Annotated in this window: 24 protein-coding genes; 17 read left to right on the top strand and 7 right to left on the bottom strand. The window is 72.1% G+C overall.

Features of this window, described 5'->3' with window-relative positions:
• Positions 1 to 9 precede the first annotated feature (9 nt).
• On the bottom strand, positions 10 to 999 hold the full coding sequence (gene coaA / locus ACYUED_RS27210; RefSeq protein WP_266519720.1) for a type I pantothenate kinase: 990 nt from the start codon (positions 997 to 999) through the stop codon (positions 10 to 12).
• 142 nt (positions 1,000 to 1,141) lie between these two features.
• Here coaA and glmS point away from each other — a divergent pair, with 142 nt between their 5' ends.
• On the top strand, positions 1,142 to 2,989 hold the full coding sequence (glmS, locus tag ACYUED_RS27215; protein WP_491285930.1) for a glutamine--fructose-6-phosphate transaminase (isomerizing): 1,848 nt from the start codon (positions 1,142 to 1,144) through the stop codon (positions 2,987 to 2,989).
• Positions 2,990 to 3,061: 72 nt separating this feature from the next.
• On the opposite strand, the gene ACYUED_RS27220 is transcribed toward glmS, so the two are convergent.
• Positions 3,062 to 3,421, bottom strand: coding sequence for a hypothetical protein (locus ACYUED_RS27220; RefSeq protein WP_491285932.1), 360 nt, complete (start codon positions 3,419 to 3,421; stop codon positions 3,062 to 3,064).
• Positions 3,422 to 3,587: 166 nt separating this feature from the next.
• Between ACYUED_RS27220 and ACYUED_RS27225 the strand changes: the two genes are divergently transcribed.
• Positions 3,588 to 3,959 carry a holo-ACP synthase gene (locus ACYUED_RS27225; protein WP_491285934.1) on the top strand — a complete coding sequence of 124 codons (372 nt, stop codon included), beginning with the start codon at positions 3,588 to 3,590 and terminating at the stop codon, positions 3,957 to 3,959.
• A gap of 46 nt (positions 3,960 to 4,005) precedes the next feature.
• Positions 4,006 to 5,484 carry an NAD(P)H-hydrate dehydratase gene (locus ACYUED_RS27230; RefSeq protein WP_491285936.1) on the top strand — a complete coding sequence of 493 codons (1,479 nt, stop codon included), beginning with the start codon at positions 4,006 to 4,008 and terminating at the stop codon, positions 5,482 to 5,484.
• Positions 5,485 to 5,531: 47 nt separating this feature from the next.
• Here the strand turns inward: ACYUED_RS27230 and ACYUED_RS27235 are convergent, their stop codons facing one another.
• On the bottom strand, positions 5,532 to 5,909 hold the full coding sequence (locus ACYUED_RS27235; protein ID WP_491285938.1) for a VOC family protein: 378 nt from the start codon (positions 5,907 to 5,909) through the stop codon (positions 5,532 to 5,534).
• 141 nt (positions 5,910 to 6,050) lie between these two features.
• Here ACYUED_RS27235 and ACYUED_RS27240 point away from each other — a divergent pair, with 141 nt between their 5' ends.
• The 5 genes from ACYUED_RS27240 (at position 6,051) to ACYUED_RS27260 (ending at position 10,380) form a co-directional block, all read left to right on the top strand.
• Positions 6,051 to 6,944, top strand: a complete 894-nt coding sequence (locus ACYUED_RS27240) for a L,D-transpeptidase family protein (RefSeq protein WP_491285940.1) — start codon at positions 6,051 to 6,053, stop codon at positions 6,942 to 6,944.
• A 45-nt stretch (positions 6,945 to 6,989) separates the two neighbouring features.
• On the top strand, positions 6,990 to 8,159 hold the full coding sequence (alr, locus tag ACYUED_RS27245; RefSeq protein WP_491285943.1) for an alanine racemase: 1,170 nt from the start codon (positions 6,990 to 6,992) through the stop codon (positions 8,157 to 8,159).
• A 184-nt stretch (positions 8,160 to 8,343) separates the two neighbouring features.
• Positions 8,344 to 9,585, top strand: coding sequence for an alpha/beta fold hydrolase (locus ACYUED_RS27250; RefSeq protein ID WP_491285945.1), 1,242 nt, complete (start codon positions 8,344 to 8,346; stop codon positions 9,583 to 9,585).
• Positions 9,551 to 10,063, top strand: a complete 513-nt coding sequence (gene tsaE / locus ACYUED_RS27255; RefSeq protein WP_491285947.1) for a tRNA (adenosine(37)-N6)-threonylcarbamoyltransferase complex ATPase subunit type 1 TsaE — start codon at positions 9,551 to 9,553, stop codon at positions 10,061 to 10,063. The genes ACYUED_RS27250 and tsaE overlap by 35 nt, the downstream gene beginning before the upstream one ends.
• 149 nt (positions 10,064 to 10,212) lie before the next feature.
• Positions 10,213 to 10,380: a hypothetical protein gene (locus ACYUED_RS27260; protein WP_491285949.1), complete on the top strand. Its 168-nt coding sequence runs from the start codon at positions 10,213 to 10,215 to the stop codon at positions 10,378 to 10,380.
• Positions 10,381 to 10,418: 38 nt separating this feature from the next.
• Here ACYUED_RS27260 and ACYUED_RS27265 read toward each other — a convergent pair whose 3' ends face one another.
• On the bottom strand, positions 10,419 to 10,973 hold the full coding sequence (locus tag ACYUED_RS27265) for a hypothetical protein (RefSeq protein WP_491285951.1): 555 nt from the start codon (positions 10,971 to 10,973) through the stop codon (positions 10,419 to 10,421).
• Positions 10,974 to 11,086: 113 nt separating this feature from the next.
• Here ACYUED_RS27265 and tsaB point away from each other — a divergent pair, with 113 nt between their 5' ends.
• The 4 genes from tsaB to ACYUED_RS27285 are packed head-to-tail and all read left to right on the top strand — an operon-like array spanning position 11,087 to position 13,629.
• Positions 11,087 to 11,743 (top strand): tRNA (adenosine(37)-N6)-threonylcarbamoyltransferase complex dimerization subunit type 1 TsaB, encoded by a 657-nt coding sequence (gene tsaB / locus ACYUED_RS27270; protein WP_491285952.1) that lies wholly within the window; start codon positions 11,087 to 11,089, stop codon positions 11,741 to 11,743.
• Positions 11,740 to 12,285, top strand: coding sequence for a ribosomal protein S18-alanine N-acetyltransferase (gene rimI / locus ACYUED_RS27275; protein ID WP_491285953.1), 546 nt, complete (start codon positions 11,740 to 11,742; stop codon positions 12,283 to 12,285). Before tsaB ends, rimI begins: the two co-directional genes overlap by 4 nt.
• Complete coding sequence (tsaD, locus tag ACYUED_RS27280) at positions 12,278 to 13,375, top strand: tRNA (adenosine(37)-N6)-threonylcarbamoyltransferase complex transferase subunit TsaD (protein WP_491285955.1); 1,098 nt, start codon at positions 12,278 to 12,280, stop codon at positions 13,373 to 13,375. Before rimI ends, tsaD begins: the two co-directional genes overlap by 8 nt.
• Positions 13,372 to 13,629 carry a hypothetical protein gene (locus tag ACYUED_RS27285; RefSeq protein ID WP_491285957.1) on the top strand — a complete coding sequence of 86 codons (258 nt, stop codon included), beginning with the start codon at positions 13,372 to 13,374 and terminating at the stop codon, positions 13,627 to 13,629. Before tsaD ends, ACYUED_RS27285 begins: the two co-directional genes overlap by 4 nt.
• On the opposite strand, the gene ACYUED_RS27290 is transcribed toward ACYUED_RS27285, so the two are convergent.
• On the bottom strand, positions 13,580 to 14,095 hold the full coding sequence (locus ACYUED_RS27290; RefSeq protein ID WP_491285959.1) for a hypothetical protein: 516 nt from the start codon (positions 14,093 to 14,095) through the stop codon (positions 13,580 to 13,582). The genes ACYUED_RS27285 and ACYUED_RS27290 overlap by 50 nt on opposite strands.
• A 30-nt stretch (positions 14,096 to 14,125) precedes the next feature.
• Entirely contained in the window at positions 14,126 to 16,429 is a 2,304-nt protein-coding gene (locus tag ACYUED_RS27295; protein WP_491285961.1) for a beta-xylosidase/alpha-l-arabinosidase, read from the bottom strand.
• A 143-nt stretch (positions 16,430 to 16,572) separates the two neighbouring features.
• On the opposite strand from ACYUED_RS27295, the gene ACYUED_RS27300 reads away from it, so the two are divergent.
• The 5 genes from ACYUED_RS27300 to ACYUED_RS27320 all read left to right on the top strand — a co-directional run bounded on the left by ACYUED_RS27300 (position 16,573) and on the right by ACYUED_RS27320 (position 22,260).
• Positions 16,573 to 17,634: a LacI family DNA-binding transcriptional regulator gene (locus tag ACYUED_RS27300; protein WP_491285963.1), complete on the top strand. Its 1,062-nt coding sequence runs from the start codon at positions 16,573 to 16,575 to the stop codon at positions 17,632 to 17,634.
• 273 nt (positions 17,635 to 17,907) lie between these two features.
• A complete protein-coding gene (locus ACYUED_RS27305) occupies positions 17,908 to 18,969 on the top strand; it encodes an LCP family protein (protein ID WP_491285965.1) in 1,062 nt (353 codons plus the stop codon).
• Between the two features lie 76 nt (positions 18,970 to 19,045).
• Positions 19,046 to 20,437 carry an FG-GAP-like repeat-containing protein gene (locus tag ACYUED_RS27310; protein WP_491285967.1) on the top strand — a complete coding sequence of 464 codons (1,392 nt, stop codon included), beginning with the start codon at positions 19,046 to 19,048 and terminating at the stop codon, positions 20,435 to 20,437.
• A 134-nt stretch (positions 20,438 to 20,571) separates the two neighbouring features.
• Positions 20,572 to 20,928: a YciI family protein gene (locus tag ACYUED_RS27315; RefSeq protein ID WP_491285969.1), complete on the top strand. Its 357-nt coding sequence runs from the start codon at positions 20,572 to 20,574 to the stop codon at positions 20,926 to 20,928.
• Between the two features lie 45 nt (positions 20,929 to 20,973).
• Positions 20,974 to 22,260: an RNA polymerase sigma factor gene (locus ACYUED_RS27320; RefSeq protein ID WP_491285971.1), complete on the top strand. Its 1,287-nt coding sequence runs from the start codon at positions 20,974 to 20,976 to the stop codon at positions 22,258 to 22,260.
• 219 nt (positions 22,261 to 22,479) lie between these two features.
• Here the strand turns inward: ACYUED_RS27320 and ACYUED_RS27325 are convergent, their stop codons facing one another.
• A complete protein-coding gene (locus tag ACYUED_RS27325) occupies positions 22,480 to 23,646 on the bottom strand; it encodes a class I SAM-dependent methyltransferase (RefSeq protein WP_491285973.1) in 1,167 nt (388 codons plus the stop codon).
• Positions 23,647 to 23,703 lie beyond the last annotated feature (57 nt).

A 23,703-nucleotide genomic window follows, 5' to 3' on the forward strand; every position in this document is an offset into this window, starting at 1 on the left:
CCCTAGCCGTCACAGTTTGCGCAGGCTCAGGCGCTGCACCTTGTGGTCCGGGCCCTTGCGGACGACCAGGGTGGCCCGGCCGCGGGTGGGGGCGATGTTCTCGACCAGGTTGGGCTTGTTGATGGTGCGCCACATCGTGCCGGCGTAGTCCAGGGCCTCCTCCTCGGAGACCTGGGTGTACTTGCGGAAGTACGAGGACGGGTTCTGGAAGGCCGTCTCGCGCAGCCTGCGGAAGCGGTTGAGGTACCAGCGCTCGATGTCCTCGGTGCGGGCGTCCACGTACACACTGAAGTCGAAGTAGTCGGCGAGACCGACGCGGGTGCGGCCGTCCTTGCCGGGGAGGGCGGGCTGCAGGACGTTCAGGCCCTCGACGATGAGGATGTCGGGGCGGCGGACCGTCAGCCGCTGGTCGGGGACGATGTCGTAGATGAGGTGGGAGTAGACCGGGGCCGTCACCTCGTCCTTGCCGGCCTTGATGTCGGCGACGAAGCGGGTGAGGGCGCGGCGGTCGTAGGACTCGGGGAAACCCTTCCGCGACATCAGGCCGCGGGCCTGCAACTCCCTGGTGGGGAGCAGGAATCCGTCGGTCGTGACGAGTTCGACGCGTGGGTGTTCCGGCCAGCGGGAGAGCAGGGCCTGAAGGAGACGCGCGACCGTGGACTTTCCTACGGCGACCGAGCCCGCGACGCCTATCACGAACGGGGTGCCGGACTGGGAGCCCTGTTCGCCGAGGAAGGTGTTCAGGGCGCCGCGCAGGCCGTCCGTGGCGCCGATGTAGAGGTTGAGGAGGCGGGAGAGCGGGAGGTAGATGTCCCGCACCTCGTCGAGGTCGATGACATCGCCCAGGCCGCGCAGTCTCTCGACCTCCTCGGCGGTGAGCGGCAGCGGCGTCTTCTCGCGCAACGCGCTCCACTCGGCTCGGGTGAGGTCGACGTAGGGAGTCGCCTCCGGCCTGTGCCGGTGGGCGCTCCGGGGTATCGAGGAGACCGGAGAGATCACAGTCCATTGTTAACGGAGTTTGAACGGGGCGGCGGGTGGGGTCCGTCACGTCCGTCTCGGGGTGGCGTACGACCGTGGGAATTTCCGATTTCGGGCAGGAAGAGGCTCTTTTCGGCGGTCGTTGGACCGTAGGCTGCGGCGCATGTGCGGAATCGTGGGATACGTGGGGCCGCAGTCTGCGCTCGAGGTCGTCATGACCGGGCTGAAGCGGCTTGAGTACCGGGGATACGACTCGGCGGGCGTCGCGGTGCTCGCGGGCGGTGGGCTCGCCGCCGCGAAGCGGGCCGGGAAGCTCGTCAACCTGGAGAAGGAGCTGGTGGAGCGGCCCCTGCCGACGGGGAGCACGGGGATCGGGCACACGCGGTGGGCCACGCACGGGGGGCCGACGGACGCCAACGCCCATCCGCACCTCGACAACGCGGGTCGGGTCGCCGTCGTGCACAACGGGATCATCGAGAACTTCGCCGCGCTGAGGGCCGAACTGGAGGAGCGCGGGCACGAACTGACCTCAGAGACCGACACCGAGGCCGTCGCGCATCTGCTCGCCGAGGAGTACTCCCTGACCGCCGATCTCGCGGAGGCGATGAGGCTGGTGTGCCGGCGGCTGGAGGGGGCGTTCACGCTGGTCGCGGTGCACGCGGACGAGCCGGACGTGGTGGTGGGGGCGCGGCGGAACTCCCCACTGGTGGTGGGTGTCGGGGACGGCGAGGCCTTTCTCGCCTCGGACGTCGCCGCGTTCATCGCCCACACCCGCTCGGCCCTGGAGCTGGGCCAGGACCAGGTCGTCGAGCTGCGGCGGGACGGCGTGACGGTGACCGGCTTCGACGGGCGGCCCGCGGACGTCCGGTCGTTCCACATCGACTGGGACGCGTCGGCCGCGGAGAAGGGCGGCTACGACTACTTCATGCTCAAGGAGATCGCCGAGCAGCCCAAGGCGGTCGCCGACACCCTGCTGGGTCGCATCGACGCGGCCGGTTCGCTGACGCTGGACGAGGTGCGGATCCCGCCGGGGGTGCTGCGGGAGGTCGACAAGGTCGTCGTTGTCGCGTGCGGTACGGCCTTCCACGCCGGGATGATCGCCAAGTACGCCATCGAGCACTGGACGCGGATTCCGTGCGAGGTGGAGCTGGCGAGCGAGTTCCGCTACCGGGATCCGATCCTGGGACCGAAATCGCTGGTGATCGCGATCTCGCAGTCCGGCGAGACCATGGACACGCTGATGGCCGTCCGGCACGCCCGCGAGCAGGGCTCCCATGTCCTCGCGATCTGCAACACCAACGGCTCGACGATCCCGCGGGAGTCGGACGCGGTGCTCTACACGCACGCCGGGCCGGAGGTGGCCGTCGCCTCGACCAAGGCGTTCCTGACGCAGTTGGTCGCCTGCTATCTGGTGGCGCTGTATCTGGGGCAGGTGCGGGGCACCAAGTGGGGCGACGAGATCGGGGCCGTCATCCGGGATCTGTCGCGGATCTCCGGTGCGGTGGAGCGGGTGCTGGACACGATGGAGCCGGTACGGGCGCTGGCGCGTTCCCTCGCCGGCAAGAACACGGTGCTGTTCCTGGGGCGGCACGTCGGGTATCCGGTCGCGCTGGAGGGTGCGCTGAAGCTCAAGGAGCTGGCGTACATGCACGCCGAGGGGTTCGCGGCGGGGGAGCTGAAGCACGGGCCGATCGCGTTGATCGAGCCCGATCTGCCGGTGGTGGTGGTCGTGCCCTCACCCCGGGGGCGGTCCGTGCTCCACGACAAGATCGTCTCCAACATCCAGGAGATCCGGGCGCGGGGGGCGCGGACGATCGTGATCGCGGAGGAGGGCGACGAGGCGGTCGTGCCGTACGCCGATCATCTGGTCCGGATTCCGGCCACACCCACCCTGCTGCAGCCGCTCGTCGCCACCGTGCCGCTCCAGGTGTTCGCGTGCGAGCTGGCGACGGCCCGCGGCAACGAGGTGGACCAGCCCCGGAACCTGGCGAAGTCGGTGACGGTGGAGTGAGCGGGGCGTAGAAAAAGGGGCGAACGGCTGGGTGCCGTTCGCCCCTTGGTCACGCGGTCACGCGTCCTGCGGTCAGATGGGCAGGCAGGTCGCCGGGACCCAACCCTCCACGCTGGAGCTGTCGGGACCGCCGTAGTACCACTTGTCGCTCGTCTTGCCGCACGCCGTGTACGAGCCGCCCTTGACGGGCTTGCCGTCGGTCGTGCAGATCCCGCCCGTCTTGCCCTTGCCCCAGGTGCCGAGGGCCGTGGCGCTCGTCTTGGGCGAGGAGCGGAGATTGACGGTTTCCTTGGGCTTGACGTTGGTCAGCGCGCTGCTGCAGTCCGGAGTCGTCGCCGCGGCGGCCGATCCGGCGGTGGCGACGGTGCCGGTGAGGGCCGTACCGATGAGGGCGGCGGTGGCGAGCGCCGTGCCCAGGGACCTGAACTTCAAGGCTGTGTCCTCCCGTTGCGTGCAAAAGGGCGTCCGCGGACTCACGGATCACCAGTCAGGGCGAAGACTACGGGGGGCGGGTGCTCGTCATGATCTTGGGGGCGGCGAGGGCTGGTTGGCCCCGTCCGGCGGGGCCGTGGCCCGCTCTCCTCGTAGGGTGCTCGCCATGAGCATCATCGGCGTCGGGATCGACGTGGCGGAGATCGACCGGTTCGAGGCGTCGCTGAAGCGGACGCCCGGTCTGGCCCAACGCCTCTTTGTGGAGAGCGAGTTGCTGCTGCCCAGCGGGGAGCGCCGAGGGGTGGCCTCGCTCGCCGCCCGGTTCGCCGCCAAGGAGGCACTGGCCAAGGCGCTCGGTGCGCCGCCCGGCCTGCTGTGGACGGATGCCGAGGTGTTCGTCGAGGACAGCGGGCGGCCCCGGCTGCGGGTCAGGGGGACGGTGGCGGCGCGCGCGGCGGAGCTGGGCGTGCAGTCCTGGCACGTGTCGCTCAGCCATGACGCCGGCGTGGCCTCGGCCGTGGTGGTCGCGGAAGGCTGACCGGCCCACGTGCGGGCGCGCCTGCTTCCGGGGGAGACTCGACCCCATGCGTACTGCGTACAGCGTGGAGACGGTAAGGACGGCCGAGGATGCGCTGATGGCGCGGCTTCCCGACGGGGCGCTGATGCAGCGCGCCGCCGCCGGGCTGGCCGCCGCCTGCGCCGACCTGCTCGGGCGGGTGTACGGCAGCCGGGTCGTGCTGCTCGTCGGCAGCGGGGACAACGGCGGCGACGCCCTGTACGCCGGTGCCCGGCTCGCCCGGCGCGGCGCCGGGGTCGCCGCCGTACTGCTCACGCCCGAACGGGCCCACGCCGCAGGGCTCGCGGCGCTGCTGCGGGCCGGAGGCCGGGTCGTCGGTGGGGTCGCGGGCCAGGCCGAGGGTGCCGCTGCCCTCGCCGGTGTCGATGCCGTCGAGGAGGCGGTCCTGCGGGCCGATCTCGTCGTCGACGGCATCGTGGGGATCGGTGGCAGGGGCGGACTCAGGCCCGGGGCCGCACAGTTGGCGGCATGCGTCGCCGAGTCGCGTGCCGCCGTCGTCGCCGTCGACCTGCCGAGCGGGGTCGACGCCGACACGGGCGAGGTGCACGGCGCCGCGGTCCGGGCCGACCTCACCGTCACCTTCGGCACGCACAAGCCGGGGCTGCTGATCGACCCGGCGCGCGAGTACGCCGGTTCCGTGCGGCTCGTCGACATCGGGCTCGGGGGCGAACTGCCCGCGGAGCCCGTGCTGGAGGCCCTCCAGCATGCCGATGTGGCGCGGCTGCTGCCGATGCCGGGCGGGGAGAGCGACAAGTACCGGCGGGGGGTCGTGGGGATCGCCGCCGGATCCGCCCGGTACCCGGGGGCCGCGGTGCTCGCCGTGTCCGGGGCGCTCAGGGGTGGGGCGGGGGCCGTGCGGTACGTCGGGCCCGCCGGGGACGCCGTGCTCTCCCGGTTCCCCGAGACGCTCGTGTCGGACCGGGGGCCGAAGCACGCAGGGCGCGTGCAGGCCTGGGTCGTGGGACCCGGGGCCGGGGACGACGCGTCCGCCGTGGGGGAGGTGCTGTCGTCCGACGTGCCCGTGCTGGTCGACGCCGACGGGCTGCGGCTCGCCGACGCCGACGCCGTGCGGGCCCGTACGGCGCCGACGCTGATGACCCCGCACGCCGGTGAGGCCGCGGCGCTGCTGGGGGTCTCGCGGGAGACGGTCGAGGGGGCGCGCCTGAGGTGGGTGCGCGAACTCGCCTCGCGCTACGGGGCGACCGTGCTGCTCAAGGGGTCGACCACGCTGGTCGCCGACGCGCGCGGCGGTGCCGTACGCGTCAACGCGACGGGGACGCCGTGGCTGGCCACCGCCGGGAGCGGGGACGTGCTGTCGGGACTTGCCGGGTCACTGCTGGCGTCAGGGCTCTGCGCTCTGGACGCGGGCAGCGTGGCGGCGTACCTGCACGGTCTGGCGGGGCGGTACGCGGCCGACGGGGCACCGGCGGGGGCGCACGACGTGGCGGAGGCGATTCCCGCGGCCTGGCGGGACGTGGGGGACTGACCACCGGACCCGCGCGTCGCCCACCGGATGTACTGCGGCCACCGCAGCTACCGCAGGTCCTGCACCACGCTGAGAATGTTCCCCTCGCTGTCCTTGAACCAGGCGCCGCGCATGCCCGAGGCCTCCAGCACGCCGTCCACCGTCTTCAGGCCGGGCCGGTCGTACTCCTCGAAGGCGACCCCGCGGGCGCGCAGTTCGGCCATCTCGGCATCGAGGTCGTCGACCGTCCAGCCGGCCAGGGTGTGGGCGGCTCGGCCACCGCTCGGTGTCGGGTAGAGGGAGAACCGGGTACCGCCGGAATCGAAGACCACGACTCCCTCCCGGTCGTCGATGAGCTTGAGGCCGAGCGTGTCGCCGTAGAAACGCTTGGCCCTTTCGAGGTCACCGGCCGGGATCACGGCGGTGAGCGGTGTGTCGGCCAACATGTCCTCCACCTCCTGTCACCAGCGTAGGACCGGATACCGGACGGGACGACCGCTGCTCGACCACGACCACCGCTCCGCAATAAGGGTGACCCCGCCGCGCGCCAGCCCCGCCCCGTCGGCCCTGCGCGCTTCTCTTATTGAATGATCAGCAGACATATCGCACACCGGGGTGTCGCCGTGCTGCTCGCCGTGGCCACCGCCCTCCCCGTGGGCGCCGCCTCGGCCGCCCCCGCGCCGCCCGCTCCCGCCGCCGGACCCGAGGCCGAGCTGGTGCCCGGCGTCGCGCCGGGGCCGTATCAGCCCTGGCAGATCGACACGCCCGACCAGGTGCTGGCCCCGAAGGCGTACACGCCCACCGCCGAGGAGGACGCCGTCGAGCCCCGGGACGCGGCGGAGGGGACGTACGACCTCGTCGAGTACGTGCCGCTGGAGGACGCCGCCGGGAAGGTGGCGTGCAGCAAGCGGACCGGGCCCTACCAGCGGGCGGTCGAGCGGTGGCTGAAGCTGAAGGTGGACGGCAGGCAGTCGGCGGCCGACTGCCGGGCCATCAGGAACTTCCAGGTGAAGCACCGGGTCAAGCCGACGACCGGGTTCGCCGGACCCGTCACCTGGGCCACCATGCAGCTCGTCTCCGCCCGGAAGAACCCCAACGCCGGGAAGAAGTGCCCGGTGCGGACGTACCGCGTCGCCTGTGTCGACCTCGACCGGCAGGTGACCTGGGTGCAGAACGGCAGGAAGGTCGTGTTCGGTCCCGTCCCCATGCGCAGCGGACGCGCCGGGCACCGGACCCGGACCGGATGGCACAGGATCTACTGGAAGCACAAGAACCACTGGTCGACCCTATACAACTCGCCCATGCCCTATGCCCAGTTCTTCGACGGCGGAGAGGCCTTTCACGCCATCTACGGCAGCATCTACACCACCGTCGGGTCATGGGGCTGTGTCAATCTGCGGCTGGGCGACGCCCGGAAGCTGTGGGGCGTCCTGAAGAAGAACGACCGGGTGTACGTGTGGGGGCGCAGGCCAGGGGCCTAGCCGTTCGCGGGGAGTGTCAGACCCCTCTGCGACACTGGGTGCGCCATGACTGAGACACCAGCTGCCCCGACCGCACCCCTGCGTGCCCGCGCCGAGATCGACCTGGCCGCCCTGCGCGCCAATGTGCGGACCCTGCGCGCCCTCGCGCCGGGCGCTGCCCTCATGGCCGTCGTCAAGTCCGACGCGTACGGCCATGGAGCCGTGCCGTGTGCCCGTGCGGCCGTGGAGGCGGGCGCCGCCTGGCTGGGGACCGCCACGCCCGAGGAGGCGCTCGCGCTGCGGGCCGCCGGCCTGCCAGGACGCGTCCTGTGCTGGCTGTGGACACCGGGCGGGCCCTGGCGTGAGGCCATCGAGGCCGACATCGACGTTTCGGTGAGCGGGATGTGGGCGCTGGAGGAGGCCGCGGCGGCGGCCCGGGAGGCGGGCCTGCCCGCCCGCGTGCAGCTCAAGGCCGACACGGGGCTGGGGCGCAACGGCTGTCAGCCGGGGAAGGACTGGGCCGAACTGGTCGCGGCTGCCCTGAGGGCCGAGGCCGAGGGGCTCATCCGCGTCACCGGTCTCTGGTCGCACTTCGCCTGCGCCGACGAACCGGGGCACGCCTCCATCGGCCTCCAGCTCACCCGCTTCAGGGAGATGCTCGCTCACGCCGAGGACCGGGGCGTGCGGCCCGAGGTGCGGCACATCGCCAACTCGCCCGCCACTCTCACCCTTCCCGAGACCCACTTCGACCTCGTACGGACCGGGATCGCTCTCTACGGAGTCTCGCCCAGCCCCGAGATCGGCAGCCCGGCCGACTTCGGACTGCGGCCGGTGATGACGCTGTCGGCTTCCCTCGCGCTCGTGAAGCACGTCCCCGGGGGTCACGGCGTCAGTTACGGGCATCACTACATCACCCCCGGCGAGACGACCCTCGGACTCGTGCCCGTCGGATACGCGGACGGCATTCCGCGCCACGCCTCCGGGACCGGTCCGGTGCTGGTCGGAGGCAAGTGGCGGACCGTCGCGGGACGGGTCGCGATGGACCAGTTCGTCGTCGACCTCGGGGGGGACGAGCCCGCGCCCGGCGCCGAAGCGGTGCTCTTCGGGCCCGGCGACCGCGGCGAGCCCACCGCCGAGGACTGGGCGCAGGCCGCGGGAACCATCGGATACGAGATCGTCACGCGGATCGGAAAGCGCGTTCCGCGCGTCTACGTGAATGAGGAACAAAGCGGGTAACCGCACAAGGGCGCGTCAGCCCCACAGCCCGACGGAAGTGCAGCACCCGTAAGACCGGCAACACCCGCCAGTCGATCAAGTCCGGTATCAATCGAGCATCACCTGCATCACCTGCATCACCTGCATCATCCAGATCACTCGACCCAGTGAACAGCAGCAGCAGTCCGGCGAAGAGGAGCGGTACGTGAGCGAGAGCAGTGCGGAGGCCGCCCTGGTCGTCGCCACCGCCACCGAGGCGGCCGGGAACTGGCGCAGGGCCACCGGCATCGCGGGCGCCGCGATAGGCGTGGTGGCCGCGGGTGCGGCGGCGGGCGTCGCCCTGGAGCGGCTCACCGTCGGCCGCGGCATGCGCAAGAAGGCCCGGCTGGCCCTCGACTCCACGGGACCGTACGGCTCGCTGCGCGGCACCCCGGGCAAGGCGACGGCCGACGACGGCACCGAGCTGTACTACGAGGTCGACGACGTCGATCCCGAGGCCGTGCCCCCGCTCAGCCCGCGCCGGCGACGGCTGTTCGGGCGCAAGGCGCCCGCTCCCGTCACCGTCGTCTTCAGCCACGGCTACTGCCTCAGCCAGGACTCCTGGCACTTCCAGCGCGCGGCCCTGCGCGGCGTGGTGCGGACCGTGCACTGGGACCAGCGCAGCCACGGGCGGTCCGGGCGGGGCGTGCAGCAGGTGCACGACGGTGTGCCGGTCAGCATCGACCAGCTGGGGCGCGACCTGAAGGCCGTCATCGACGCGGCCGCTCCGCAGGGGCCGATCGTGCTCGTCGGGCACTCCATGGGCGGCATGACCGTGATGGCGCTGGCCGACCACTACCCCGAGCTGATCCGTGACCGGGTGGTCGCGGTCGCCCTCGTCGGTACGTCGGCCGGGCGGCTCGGCGAGGTCAACTTCGGCCTGCCCGTGGCCGGCGTCAACGCGGTGCGCCGGGTCCTGCCGGGAGTGCTGAAGGCGCTGGGGCAGCAGGCGGCGCTGGTGGAGAAGGGGCGGCGGGCCACCGCCGACCTGTTCGCCGGGATCATCAAGCGGTACTCGTTCGCGTCACGGGACGTCGATCCGGCCATCGTGCGGTTCGCCGAGCGGATGATCGAGGGCACGCCGATCGACGTGGTGGCCGAGTTCTACCCGGCGTTCACGGAACACGACAAGACCACGGCCCTCGCGCGGTTCGCGGAACTGCCGGTGCTCGTGCTGGCGGGAATCGGCGACCTCGTCACGCCCAGCGAGCACAGCGAGGCCATCGCCGACCTGCTGCCGGACGCCGAACTGGTGCTGGTGCCGGACGCCGGGCACCTGGTGATGCTGGAACACCCGGAAGCGGTCACCGACCGGCTGGCCGACCTTCTCACCCGTGCGGGTGCCGTGCCCGCAGGCGCTACCGTGGGTGGCTATGGAAGCACCAGCAGCACCGCACAACCCGGTTGAGACCGAGCTGACCGTCACCTCCCCCGAGCAGATGCGGGACCTGGGCCGCCGCCTCGCCAAACTGCTGCGCGCCGGTGACCTCGTGATGCTCAACGGCGAGCTGGGTGCGGGCAAGACGACGCTCACCCGCGGGCTCGGCGAGGGCCTCGGCGTCCGGGGCGCGGTCACGTCACCGACGTTCGTGATCGCCCGGGTGCATCCTTCGCTGGGCGACGGTCCGCCGCTCGTGCACGTCGACGCGTACCGCCTGGGCGGCGGCCTCGACGAGATGGAGGACCTCGACCTCGACGTCTCGCTGTCCGACTCGGTGATCGTCGTGGAGTGGGGCGAGGGCAAGGTCGAGGAACTGACCGACGACCGCCTGAACGTCGTCATCCACCGTGCTGTCGGAGACACCACGGACGAGGTCCGGCACGTGACGGTGGACGGGCTCGGGGAGCGCTGGGCGACGGTGGACCTGAGCGTGCTGAGCGCCTGAGACCGGCCCGGGTCCGCACCATTGCGTGAACGTTCCGACAAGACGTCGGCAAGATATTGCCTTCGGTGTCCTGAGCGTGGTCACATGGTACCCACTTCGTAGTTAGGTCTACCTAACTACGCCCGCCCCCGGGTCCTCAGGAGGCGTCCATGCCGGCCACCGAGAGCAACGAGCAGCAGCCGTACGCGGTCGTCGCCGGAGTGTCCATGCGTGATCTGCTGGCGTCGTGCGCCGCGGCGCACGCGATCTCGACCCCGCCGCGGCTGCCGGACCCCAAGGTGTCCGCGCCGCCGGCCCGGCACAGAGAAGCTGCCTAGCCCAAGGGAAGCTGCCTGGCCAAAGGGAAGCCGCCCGGCTAGGGGATCACGGCGATCTGCGCGCCGATCGTCGCGAACTCCCACATCGCGTCGCCGTCCTCGCGGGACTCGCGGATGCCGCCCGTGCGCACGCCCGGGTCGGCCTGCTCCGGTGTGTCGTCGACCGCCGCGCTGAAGCCGACGGTCACCCCGTCCACGGCGGTGAAGCGCACGACGTGCTCGATCGGGGTGCCGTCGGTGCCGACCACGGAGTTCGAGCGGGAGGTGACCCGGTAGACGCCGGGGGCCGGGGCGACGTCGCCAGGCGTGACCCTGAAGCTGCGCGTGACCTCGTTGCGCGAGCCGACCAGCCAGACACGGTCGGAGGCCACCGAGTAGACGACCCGTTCCCCCACGCCGGACCCGGTGGGCGGAACGCCGGGGTCCGCCTTGCCGCGGGGGGCCTTCGAGACGACCGTCGCCGGTGTGGCGCTCGCGTGCGGCGTGTCGAGGCCGGCCGGGACGGTCGCGGAGGCCTGGTGACCGAGGAAGCCGACCGCCGCCAGGGCGGCCGCGGTGAGCCCGAACACGAATCCGGAGCTGCTGCTTGGCACCGTCGCCCACCTGACCCATCGCGTCGTACCTCGTACTTGCGGCGACCGTAGCAGCCTGTACGTGCCTGACCGGGGCGGCCATGCTCGCGGCGCAGGAGCCGTACGCTGTTTGCGTGCTCTTGCTCGCTCTGGATACCGCAACCCCCGCCGTGACCGTCGCCCTGCACGACGGCACGGACGTCATCGCCTCGTCGAGCCAGGTGGACGCGCGCCGGCACGGAGAGCTGCTGCTGCCGGCCGTCGACCGGGTGCTCGCCGAGGCCGGCCTCAGGCTCGACGCCGTCACCGGCATCGTCGTGGGCATCGGACCCGGGCCCTACACCGGGCTGCGCGTCGGACTGATGACCGCGGACACCTTCGGGCTCGCGCTCGGTGTCCCCGTGCACGGCGTGTGCACGCTCGACGGTCTGGCGTACGCGTCCGACATCGAAAAAGGCCCCTTCGTGGTGGCGACCGACGCCCGCCGCAAGGAGGTCTACTGGGCGCGGTACGCGGACTCGCGGACGCGCACGACCGAGCCCGCCGTGGACCGACCCGCGGACATCGCCGACCAGGTGGCCTCACTGCCCGCCGTCGGCGCGGGCGCGCTCCTGTACCCGGACACCTTCCCGAACGCGCACGAGCCGGAGCATGTGTCGGCCGCGGCGCTCGCGTCTCTGGCCGCCGAGCGGCTGGACAAGGGCGAGGAACTCCCCGCGCCCCGGCCGCTGTACCTGCGCCGCCCGGACGCCCAGGTCCCCAAGAACTACAAGGTGGTCACCCCCAAGTGACCGAATCCGTGATCTCTCGACTGCGCGAGATGCGCTGGTGGGACATCGATCCCGTGCTCGAACTGGAGAAGAACCTCTTCCCCGAGGACACCTGGTCCCGGGGCATGTTCTGGTCCGAACTGGCCCATGCGCGCGGGCCGGAGGCGACGCGCCGCTACGTCGTCGCCGAGGACGGCGCCGAAGACGGTGCGGGGCGGCTGGTCGGATACGCGGGACTGGCCGCCTCAGGAGGTCTCGCCGACATCCAGACCATCGCGGTCGCCCGCGACCACTGGGGCACGGGCCTGGGCGGGCAGCTGCTGACCGAACTGCTGCGGGCCGCCACCTCCTTCGAGTGCGGCCACGTGATGCTGGAGTGCCGGGTCGACAACATCCGCGCCCAGAAGCTCTACGAGCGCTTCGGCTTCGAGGCCATCGGTTTCCGGCGCGGCTACTACCAGCCGGGCAACGTGGACGCCCTGGTGATGCGACTGACCACAGGACCCGACAGCGGTTCCGCCGCGGGTCCCACCTCCGAACAAGAAACCGAGATCCATGGCTGACGGACCCCTGGTCCTGGGAATCGAGACCTCCTGCGACGAGACCGGCGTAGGCATCGTCCGCGGCACCACCCTGCTGGCCGACGCCATCGCGTCCAGCGTCGACGAGCACGCCCGCTTCGGCGGCGTCGTGCCCGAGGTCGCCTCCCGGGCACACCTGGAGGCGATGGTGCCGACGATCGACCGTGCGCTGAAGGAGGCGGGGGTGAGCGCGCGTGACCTGGACGGCATCGCGGTCACCGCAGGTCCAGGACTGGCCGGCGCACTGCTGGTCGGTGTGTCGGCGGCGAAGGCGTACGCGTACGCGCTGGGCAAGCCGCTGTACGGCGTCAACCACCTCGCCTCCCACATCTGCGTGGACCAGCTGGAGCACGGGGCGCTGCCGGAGCCCACGATGGCCCTGCTGGTGTCCGGCGGGCACAGCTCCCTGCTGCTCTCCACCGACATCACCTCGGACGTACGGCCGCTCGGCGCGACCATCGACGACGCGGCCGGCGAGGCCTTCGACAAGATCGCGCGCGTGCTGAATCTCGGCTTCCCCGGCGGCCCGGTCATCGACCGGTACGCGCGCGAGGGCGACCCCCGGGCGATCGCGTTCCCGCGCGGTCTGACCGGCCCGCGCGACGCGGCGTACGACTTCTCCTTCTCCGGCCTGAAGACGGCCGTGGCCCGCTGGATCGAGGCCAAGCGGGCGGCGGGGGAGGAGGTGCCGGTGCGTGACGTGTCGGCCTCCTTCCAGGAGGCGGTCGTCGACGTGCTGACCCGGAAGGCCGTACGGGCCTGCAAGGACGAGGGCGTCGACCACCTGATGATCGGCGGCGGGGTGGCCGCCAACTCGCGGCTGCGGGCGCTGGCCCAGGAGCGGTGCGAGTCGGCCGGGATCCGGCTCAGGGTGCCGCGGCCGAAGCTGTGCACGGACAACGGCGCGATGGTGGCGGCGCTCGGCGCGGAGATGGTGGCCCGCAACCGGGCCGCGTCGAGCTGGGACCTGTCGGCGGACTCGTCGCTGCCGGTGACCGAACCGCATGTCCCCGGGCACACGCACGATCACGACCATGTGCACGAGGTCGGCAAGGAGAACCTCTACTCGTGACGGTCGCGCTGATGTGGGAGGCGCGGGCGGTCGAGGGCCGGGGCGAGGAGCTGCTCGCCTGGGCGCGGGCGCAGGAGCTGTCGGCTCGGCCCCTGCGCCGGGAGACCTTCCGCGGTCCGCAGGACCGCGTGCTGGTCATCACCTGGTGGGACGCGGAGCTCGACGCCGAGTTGCCCGAACTGCCCGAGCCCGGCGGCGAGTCGGTCACTCGGGCAGTGCACCGGTGGCGGTTCGAGGCAGTGGCCGAGGGGTGACCGACAGCTTCCACGGCGCGTCCTGATCGTGCCCCCGCCACAGCACCTTGCCGTTCCTGCGCTCCCAGCCGGCCGCCAGCCAGGCCTGGCCCAGCCAGAGGAGGGCCGCCCACAGGGGGAGCAGGGCGACCCAGGGTTCCCAGGCGATGGCGAGGGCCAGGGTGGGGACCAGCATCACGGCGAGGAGCCAGGTGTTGAGCGGGTGGGTGCGCAGGGAGACGGCGGGAGGGGCCTGGTCCAGCAGGACCGCCTCCTCGAAGTCCCGTACGTCGCCGAACCACTTGACGCGGCTCGCGTGGAGCAGGGTGGACACCACCGTGAAGGCGAGCCCGCAGGTGACGAACATGCCGAGGCCGCCGGCTGTCAGCGGCGCCCCGCGGACGCCCGTCGTCGCCGGCACGCAGACCGCCAGAGCGACCAACGCGCTGTAGACGGAACGCAGTTCATGGTGGACGTACCTGTCCATCCCGGCCTCCCCGTGTCGCGGCGCGGAGGGTCAGGCCGGTCCCGACACCTCCGTCTCGCAGTGCAGCCTCCGCTCCGGACCCGGCACCCGCAGCGGGCCCGTGAGGGTCAGCCGTGCCGTGTGCCGTACGTCCGAGCTGGATGCCGCCAACCGCAGCTCCAGGATGCCCGGTTCGACCACCCGCCGACCAGTCCGATCGGTGAACGCGGAGAGATCGGCGTCGAAGTGGAAGGTCACGCGGGCCGTCTCGCCCGGGGCCAGCTCCACGCGCCGGTAGCCGATCAGGCGGACGTCGGGGCGGGTCACCGAGGCCACCGGGTCGTGCAGGTACAGCTGGACGACCTCGGCGCCCTCGCGGTCACCGGTGTTGCGGACGTTCACCGTCATGTCGTACGAGCCGTCCGTGCCGATCTGGGCCGCCGTCGCGTCCGAGTCCCACGCGAAGGTCGTGTAGGAGCGCCCGTGCCCGAAGGCGTACAGCGGCGTCGGGTCGAGGTTGCTGACCTCGCCCGCGAGGCCCAGCGGGGGCTGGAGGTACGTCCACGGCTGGCCTCCCGGGAGCTGCGGGACGCTCACCGGCAGCCGGCCCGAGGGGTTCACGCGGCCCGACAGGACTCCCGCCACTGCCGGGCCGCCCTCCTCCCCCGGGAAGAACGCCTGCACCACCGCGGCCAGCCGGCCCTGCCAGCGGCCCAGCGCGTACGGGCGGCCGGTGAGCAGGACGAGGACCACCGGGACGCCCGTGGCCACCAGACGGTCGAGCAACTCACCCTGCACGCCCGGGAGCCGGAGGTCCGTCACATCGCAGCCCTCGCCCGAGGTGCCCCGTCCGAACAGGCCCGCCCGGTCGCCCAGGACCGCCACGCACACGTCCGCCTCGGCGGTGCGCGCCACCGCCTCCTCGAAGCCCGACGGATCCGGGTCCGACGTGTCGCAGCCCTGCGCGAACGTCACCTTCGCGTCCGGGAGTTCGGCCCGCAGCGCCTCCAGGACGGTCGGGATCTCCACGCCCATCGGCACGTCGGGGTGGTGCGCCAGGACGTGGGACGGGAAGGAGTAGCAGCCGAGCATCGCCAGGGCGTCGGCCGCCCGCGGTCCGACCACCGCGACACGGGTGTCGGGCGGGAGCGGGAGGACTCCGTCCGGGTTGTCCAGAAGGACCACCGACTCCTCGGCGAGGCGGCGGGCCAGGGCCCGGTTCGCGGCCGAGTCGAGGTCGATCGTGCCGGTGGGCTCGGGGTCCCAGCCCTCGTCCAGGAGGCCCAGTTCGCACTTCTGGAGCAGGACGCGGCGGGCCGCGCGGTCGACGAGCGACTCCGGGACCGCTCCCGCCGCCACCGCCTCCAGCAGCGGTTTCCCGTAGCACTTGAGCGTCGGCAGCTCCACGTCGATGCCGGCCGACAGCGCCGCGTGCGCCGCCTCGGCGGGTGAGCCCGCCACCCGGTGCAGCGTCTGGAGGAAGCCGATGCCGAAGTAGTCGGCGACCACCGTGCCGGTGAACCCCCACTGCTCCCGCAGGAGTTCGGTCAGCAGGGCCGGGTCCGCCGACGCCGGGATGCCGTCCGTGTCGGTGTACGCGGCCATCACCGAGCGGGGGCGGCCCTCGCGCAGCGCCATCTCGAAGGGCGGGAGCGTCACGTCCGCGAACTCCCGGACACCGGCCCGGACGGGGGCGAGGTTGCGGGCGCCGGCCGAGGACGCGTACCCGGCGAAGTGCTTGAGCGTGGAGACGATCCCGGCGGACTCCAGGCCGCGCACATAGGCCGTCCCGATCGTGCCCACCAGGTAGGGGTCCTCGCCGATGGTCTCCTCGACCCGGCCCCAGCGCGGATCCCGTACGACGTCCAGGACCGGGGCCAGGCCCTGGTGCACGCCGGCCGAGCGCAGGTCCTCGCCGATGCTGCGGGCCATCTCCTCGACGAGGGGCGGGTCGAAGGTGGCGCCCCAGGCCAGCGGGACGGGGTAGGCGGTGGCGCCCCAGGCCGTGAAGCCGGCCAGGCACTCCTCGTGGGCGACGGCCGGGATGCCGAAGCGGCCCGCCGCCGTGATACGGCGCTGGGCGCGGGCCAGTGCCTGCGCGCCCAGCGCCGGGTCCACGGGCGATGTGCCGTAGGAGCGGGTGAGCTGGCCCAGGCCGTGGGTGATCAGCTCGTCCCAGTCGTAGTCGGCGGTCATCTCGCCCTGCAGGGGGGCGACTCCGTCGCCGTCCGTGGCGGCGCCCACCCACACGCCGTACAGCTGGGCGGTCTTCTCCTGAAGGGTCATCCGGGAGAGCAGGTCGTCGACGCGGGCGGCGGCCGGCAGGGCGGGGTCACGCCAGGGCGCGATGGTCATGAAACTCCTGCTCTTGTCGAGTGGGATGGGACCCTCTCACGAACACTGGTCACGAATGTTTCGTTGTACACGTCGAATGTTCCGGGAACCTAGGGCGGTCGGAAGGGTTCGTCAAGAGGTCGTGCAGGGATACGATCGCCGTCATGACACCCCCGGAGCCCATGGAAACCCGGACGGCACCCCCGACGGCAGGCCGCTCGACGCGAACCGCGACGCTCGCCGAGATCGCCCGCGAGGCCGGCGTGTCCGCGCCGACTGTTTCGAAGGTCCTCAACGGGCGTGCCGATGTGGCGCCGGCCACCCGAAGCCGCGTGGAGGACCTGCTGCGCGCCTACGGCTACCGGCGCCGACGGGCCGAGGCCAGCCGTTCGCCGCTCATCGACCTGGTCTTCCACGAGCTGGAGAGCGCGTGGGCGATGGAGGTCATCCGGGGCGTGGAGAACGTGGCCCGGGACGCCGGGCTGAGCGTGGTGCTGAGCGAGAGCGCGGGGCGGCTGACGCCGGGCCGCACCTGGGCGGACCAGGTCGCCGCCCGCCGTCCGCACGGCGTGATCCTGGTCCTGTCCGGTCTCGACGAGTCCCAGCGTGCGCTGCTGACCAGCCGCTCCATCCCGTTCGTGGTGATGGACCCGGCCGGCGACCCCGGCGTCGACGTCCCGTCGATCGGCGCGACCAACTGGCAGGGCGGGCTGGCCGCCACCCGGCACCTCGTCGAACTCGGCCACACCCGCATCGGCGCCATAACGGGACCGTCCCGCATGATGTGCAGCCGCGCCCGCGTCGACGGCTACCGGGCCGCCCTGGAGACCGCGGGCCTCCCGGTCGACCCGGCGCTGATCGCCACCGGCGACTTCCATCACGAGGCCGGTTACCGGCAGGGCCTCGAACTGCTGCGCCGCCCGGACCGGCCCACCGCCGTCTTCGCCCTCAACGACCTGCAGGCGCTCGGCCTGTACGAGGCCGCGCGCGAACTGGGCCTGCGCATCCCCGAGGACCTGAGCGTGGTCGGCTTCGACGATCTGCCGGTCGCGCGCTGGGTGGGGCCGCCCCTGACCTCCGTACGGCAGCCGCTGACGGAGATGGCCGAGGCGGCCGCCAGGCTGGTCCTCGACCTGGGACGGGAGGACGAGGCGTCGGTGGCGACACGGGTGGAGCTGGCGACCAGCCTGGTGGTGCGCAGCAGTACCGCCCCGCCGCCCGCGTGACGTGAGTGGCCGGAAGGTGATGTGTCGACGGGCGGTGCGGGCGCGCACGACACTCCTCCGAAGCCAGTCGGTTTCCCGACCGAAACATTCGGAGACTTTCGCGACGAGATCCCTCGGAACAGGCTTGTCCCTGGCGGCAGTTGCCACCGGGGTCGCCATGCTGTCCACGCCGGAACAGGTCCGGAGCCGGGAAACGTGAGATTTTCCGAAGAAAACCGTCTCGCGCCGTTGTCGCTAACAATCCCCTAATAATGCGGACTTACGTTCCTGCCCGTGACGGGACACGACGAGAACGGTGACGCGGGCAGACCACGGGGCCGGCGCTCGACCACGCTGAAGATCGCCGGTCTCACCCTGGCCGGCCTGCTGGCGCTGGGCACGGGTACGGCGGGCTGGGCGTACTGGCACCTCAACAACAACATCAAGAGCGTCGACATCGACAACGCACTCGGCGACGACCGCCCCCCGAAGGCGGTGACGACGCCGTCCGCCGAGGCCTCCACCGTGGCCGCCCCGCTGCCGGCCGGCTCCCTGAACATCCTGGTCCTGGGCTCGGACTCGCGCAGCGGCAAGGAGAACAAGGCGCTCGGCGGGGGCAGCGGTTCCGGCGCCCGTTCCGACACGGCGATGGTGGTCCACATCGACGCGGGCCGCACGAGGGCCACCGTCGTCAGCATTCCGCGCGACACCCTCGTCACCCGTCCGTCCTGTCCGCTGAAGTCCGGCGGGTCCACGGCGATGGCGTACAACGCGATGATCAACACCGCCTATTCGGTGGGCGGGGCGGTGTGCGCGGTCAAGACGGTCGAGTCGATCACGCACGTGCGCATGGACCACTACGTCGAGATCGACTTCTCGGGCTTCGCGAAGCTGGTGAACGCGCTGGGCGGCGTCACCGTGACGACCGACCGGGACATCGACGACCACGACAGCCATCTGCACCTCAGGGCGGGCACGCGTCCGCTCGACGGCAAGCAGGCCCTGGCCCTCGCCCGTACCCGGCACGGCTTGGGCGACGGCAGTGACCTCGGCCGCATAGGCCTGCAGCAGAAGCTGGTGAAGGCCCTGCTGGAGCAGATCTCCTCGACGAACCTGTTCACCGACCCCGCCCAGCTGTACACGGTCGCCGAATCCGTCACCAGCAGCCTGACCACCGACACGGGCCTGGACTCGCTGAGCGAACTCGTGGAGCTGGGCCGGAGTCTGAAGGGCCTGTCGGCGGACCACGTGAGGACGGTGATGATGCCGGTGGTGACGGCCCCCTCGGACCACAACCGGGTGGTGGCGCAGGAACCGGCGGCGAGCGAGCTGTGGGAATCCCTGCGCCGAAAGTGAGCCGGGGATTACAACCACCGGGCGCCCCCGGGGGTCTCAGGCGGTGACTGCACTGCCGTAACCAGGGGGATTTCAGATGTCCAACTCGCGTTCGTACAAAGCTTGGTCCGTGCCGATGATCGCCGGTGTGCTGGCGCTCGGCGGTATCCCCGCGCTTGCGGGCAGTGCCGCGGCCGCCGCCCCGAAGACCGTCCGGGACGACTTCAACGGCGACGGCTACAAGGACCTCGCCATCGGCGCCCCGACCGCCACAGTCGGCGGCCAGAAGGGGGCGGGCCACGTCGTCGTCATGTACGGCGGCCCGCACGGCCTGACCAAGGACCGGCGCACGGTCATCAGCCGTGCCACCAGCGGCATTCCGGGCAGCCCCCGGGCGGGCGACAACTTCGGCATCCAGCTGTCCAAGGGCGACCTGGACGGCGACGGGCGCACCGACCTGATCGTCGGCGAGACCTCCTCGGTACGGGACGCGGTCGTCGTCTGGGGCGGCAAGAGCGGTCTGTCCGGCGGGGTGTCCGTGCCCGCCGCGGTCACCCAGGCCGGCGACTTCGACGGTGACGGCAAGCAGGACCTCGTCCTGTTCCGCGGGGGCCGCTCCGGGCACGACGACCCCAACGGCACCACGGCCACCGTCTGGACCGGCCCGCTCTCCCGCACCGGCAAGCCGGCCGCCACCAGGGCCTTCGGCGCGACCGACCTCCAGTACGACGACGTCCTGGACGCCGCCGCCGGCGACGTCAACGGCGACGGACGCGACGACCTCGCGCTGACCGACTACATCGGCGAGGGCGCCTCCACCTCGCGGTTCTACCTGGCCAACGCCTCCGGAGACGCCTTCACCCCCGCCAAGGCCCCCGAGGGCGACGGTGGGGTGGCCTTCGGCGACATCAACCACGACGGCTACGGCGACGTCGTCCGGGGTGCCGAGAACTACTCCACGGTCACCGTGGCCCTCGGCTCGGCCTCCGGTCTGAAGCCGGAGTCCACCTGGAAGACGTACAGCCAGAACACCGACGGCGTCCCCGGCGGCAAGGAGACCGTGGACGAGTTCGGCGCCGCGGTGGCGGTCGGTGACGTCAACGGCGACGGCTACGACGACGTGGCCGTGGGCGCGCCCGGCGAGGAACTCGGCTACGACGACGGGGCCGGCATGGTCGACGTCCTGTACGGCAGCCGGAGCGGTCTGACCGGCAAGGGCGCCCAGGGCTTCACCCAGAACACCAAGGGCGTCCCCGGAGCCGTCGAGACGAGCGACAACTTCGGCGGCGCGGTCAGCCTCCTCGACATCAACGGCAACGGCTACGCGGACCTCGCGGCGGCGGCGCCCCACGAGAACGCCGGCGACGGCGCGGTCTGGTCCCTGCGGGGGCGTCCCACGGGCATCGTGACGGACGCGGCATTCACCTTCGGCGGGCGGACGGTCGGGGCGCCGTACACGAAGGCGGCGTTCGGCTGGGAGCTGTCCTAGCAGGTCCTGGCAGGTCAGTGCTCCGGGAAAAAACTCCGAAGAAATCCGCGGAGTCTGTCGATCCCGGCCTCTACCGATCGACGCACCGGTGAGAGGCCGGGAAGGACCGGCCCCGCAGCGACCGAGGAGTCACCATGCCGCGTTACCTGTCGATCGTCCGCGTCGACGAGACCACCGCACCCCCGGAGGGCCCCAGCCCCGAGCTGATGGAGCGCATGGGCGAGCTGATCGAGGAGATCACCAAGGCCGGGGTCATGCTCGACACGGCCGGGCTGACCCCGCACACCCAGGGCAAGCGGGTGCACTGGGAGGGCGGGAAGCTCAGTGTCACGGACGGGCCGTTCACGGAGTCCAAGGAGGTCATCGGCGGTTACGCCATCACCCAGTGCAAGGACATGGACGAGGCCCTGGAGTGGACCAAGCGGTTCGTGAAGGTCCACGAGGAGTACTGGACGGTGACCTGCGAGGTGCGGGAGATCGCCGAGGGCTGAGTAGACCCGGGCGCGGTGCGGCCCGGGGGTGTTGCATGGTGGGTTGTGGAACAGCAGCCCATCGCCACCCCCGCCGCCGCGTCCGGCCAGGACGCCGCCCATGCCATCGAGACCGTCTACCGCCTCGAGTCCCCGCGCATCATCGCCGCCGTCGCCCGGGTCGTCCGCGACATCGGCATCGCCGAGGAACTCGCCCAGGACGCGCTGGTGGCCGCCCTGGAACAGTGGCCGCGGGACGGGGTGCCCGACAACCCGGGCGCCTGGCTCATGGCCACCGCCCGGCACCGCGCCGTCGACCTGATCCGGCGCAGGGAGAACTACGCCCGCAAGCTGGCGGAGATCGGCCGCACCCAGGAGACCGTCGCCCCGCCCGAGGAACCCGCCGACGCCGACGACATCGACGACGACCTGCTGCGGCTCGTCTTCACCGCCTGCCACCCGGTCCTGTCCGCCGAGGCCCGCATCGCCCTCACCCTGCGACTGCTCGGCGGCCTGACGACACCTGAGATCGCCCGCGCCTTCCTCACCCCCGAGGCGACCGTCGCCCAGCGCATCGTCCGCGCCAAGCGCACCCTCGCTGCCAGGAACGTCGCCTTCGAGGGGCCGTACGGCCCCGAACGCGAGGTCCGGCTCGGCTCCGTACTCGACGTCATCTACCTGATCTTCAACGAGGGATACGCGGCGACGACCGGCGACGACTGGCTGCGACCCGCGCTCTGCGAGGACGCGCTGCGGCTGGCCCGCGTGCTGTCCGGGCTGATGCCCAAGGAGCCCGAGGTGCACGCCCTGACCTCCCTCCTGGAGTTCCAGGCCTCCCGCACCGCTTCCCGCACCGCCCCGGACGGCGCCCCCGTCCTCCTCAAGGACCAGAACCGCAGCCGCTGGAACCGCATGCTCATCGCCCGCGGCATCACGGCCCTGCACCGCGCCGACGCCACATCCGCAGGCGCCCCGGGCCCGTACGCCCTGCAGGCCGCCATCGCCGCCTGCCACGCGCACGCGTACACGTACGAGGAGACCGACTGGGCGAGCATCGCGACCCTGTACGGTCTGCTCGCCGTCCGTGCCCCGTCCCCGGTCGTCGAGCTCAACCGCGCGGTCGCCGTGTCGATGGCGCGGGGGCCGGCCGAGGGGCTCGCCGTCGTCGACGCCGTCGCAACCGAACCCGCCCTGCACGACTACCACTTGCTGCCCAGCGTGCGCGGGGACCTGCTGGTCCGGCTCGGCCGCACGGCGGAGGCACGCGAGGAGTTCGTACGGGCCGCGGAACTCGCCCGCAACGAACGCGAGCGAGAGCTGCTGCGCGGAAAGCTCCGGTCACTCGGCGCGTAGTGCCCCGGCAGGCACCGTTCGCCCCGTCGCGACGCCCGGCACGCGCCCTCACTGCCTCAAGTGCGTGGGAGGTCCCCACTCACCGCACCGGGCACAGCCCAAGTACGTCCAGTACGACGGCCCGCACCCGGTGCTCCCCCAGCCTCCGGCCGGGGGAGTGCCGGAGCACGCACCGGACGCCGCTTCTTCACGGGCAAACGTCGCCTGCCCGGGCACTGGCTAGGCGGGTGCGCCGATCAGCATGGTCGGGGCACCCGCGACCCGGGTCAGGAACACGGTCGCCGAGTGGGGGCCCTGCGACTTGGGGAGCACCTTCCGGCGCAGTTCCTCCGGCTCGACCGCCGACCCGCGCTTCTTCACGGTCAGGACGCCGACCTCGCGCTCCCGCAACAGCGCCTTCAACTTCTTCACGCCGAAGGGGAGTTGATCGGTGATCTCGTACGCCGTCGCGTACGGGGTCACGTGGTACTCGTCCGCGGTGATGTACGCGATGGTGGGGTCGATCAGCCCGCCCGCCAGGTCCGCGGCGACCTCGGCGACCAGGTGGGCGCGGATGACGGCGCCGTCGGGCTCGTACAAGTACCGCCCGACGGGCCGGACCTGGGGATCGGGCAGGCCCCTCCCGAGCAGTGTGCGCGGACCGGGCAACAGGGTGGCGCGGACCAGTCCCGGCCGCGTCCCGAACCACAGCACGGCCTCCTTGACGTCGCCGCCGTCCGAGATCCACTCGGCCTCGGCGTCGGCGGGCACGGCCTCGTGCGGAATGCCGGGCGCGACCTTCAGGGCGGCGCGGGGCGCCGCGCGGGCGGCTTCCACCGCCCAGGACAGGGGCGGCGAGTAGGCCTCCGGGTCGAAGATCCGGCCGCGCCCGCCCCGCCGGGCCGGATCGACGAACACGGCGTCGTAGCCGGCCGTGTCCACGTCCGTGACGTCCGCCTCCCGCACCTCGATCAGCTCGCCCAGTCCCAGCACGTCGGCGTTCGCCCGCGCCACGGCCGCCGTCACCGGGTCCCGGTCCACGGCCAGTACCCGGATCCCGGCCCGGGCGAGTGCGATGGCGTCCCCGCCGATCCCGCAGCACAGGTCGGCGAGGGAGGTGACGCCCAGCTCCTTCAGCCGCTCGGCGCGATACGCGGCGACACTCGCCCGCGTCGACTGCTCCACCCCGTTCGGCGTGAAGAACATCCGCTCCGCGTCCCCGGCAGCGAACTTGGCCGCCGCCCGCTGCCGCAGCCGGGCCTGCCCGATCGCCGCCGACACCAGTTCGGCGGGGTGTTCGCGGCGCAGCCGGGTGGCGACGGCGAGTTCGTCGGCCGGGGCCGTGCCACGCACCTCGTCGAGGAGGGCGCGGCCTTCGGGGGTGAGGAGGTCAGCGAGGTCGTTCACCGGCTCATTGTGGGCCAGTCGGTGGACGGTGTGCCTCCGGCCGCGGTGTCGGGCCGG

This window comes from Streptomyces sp. DF42 (assembly GCF_058267695.1).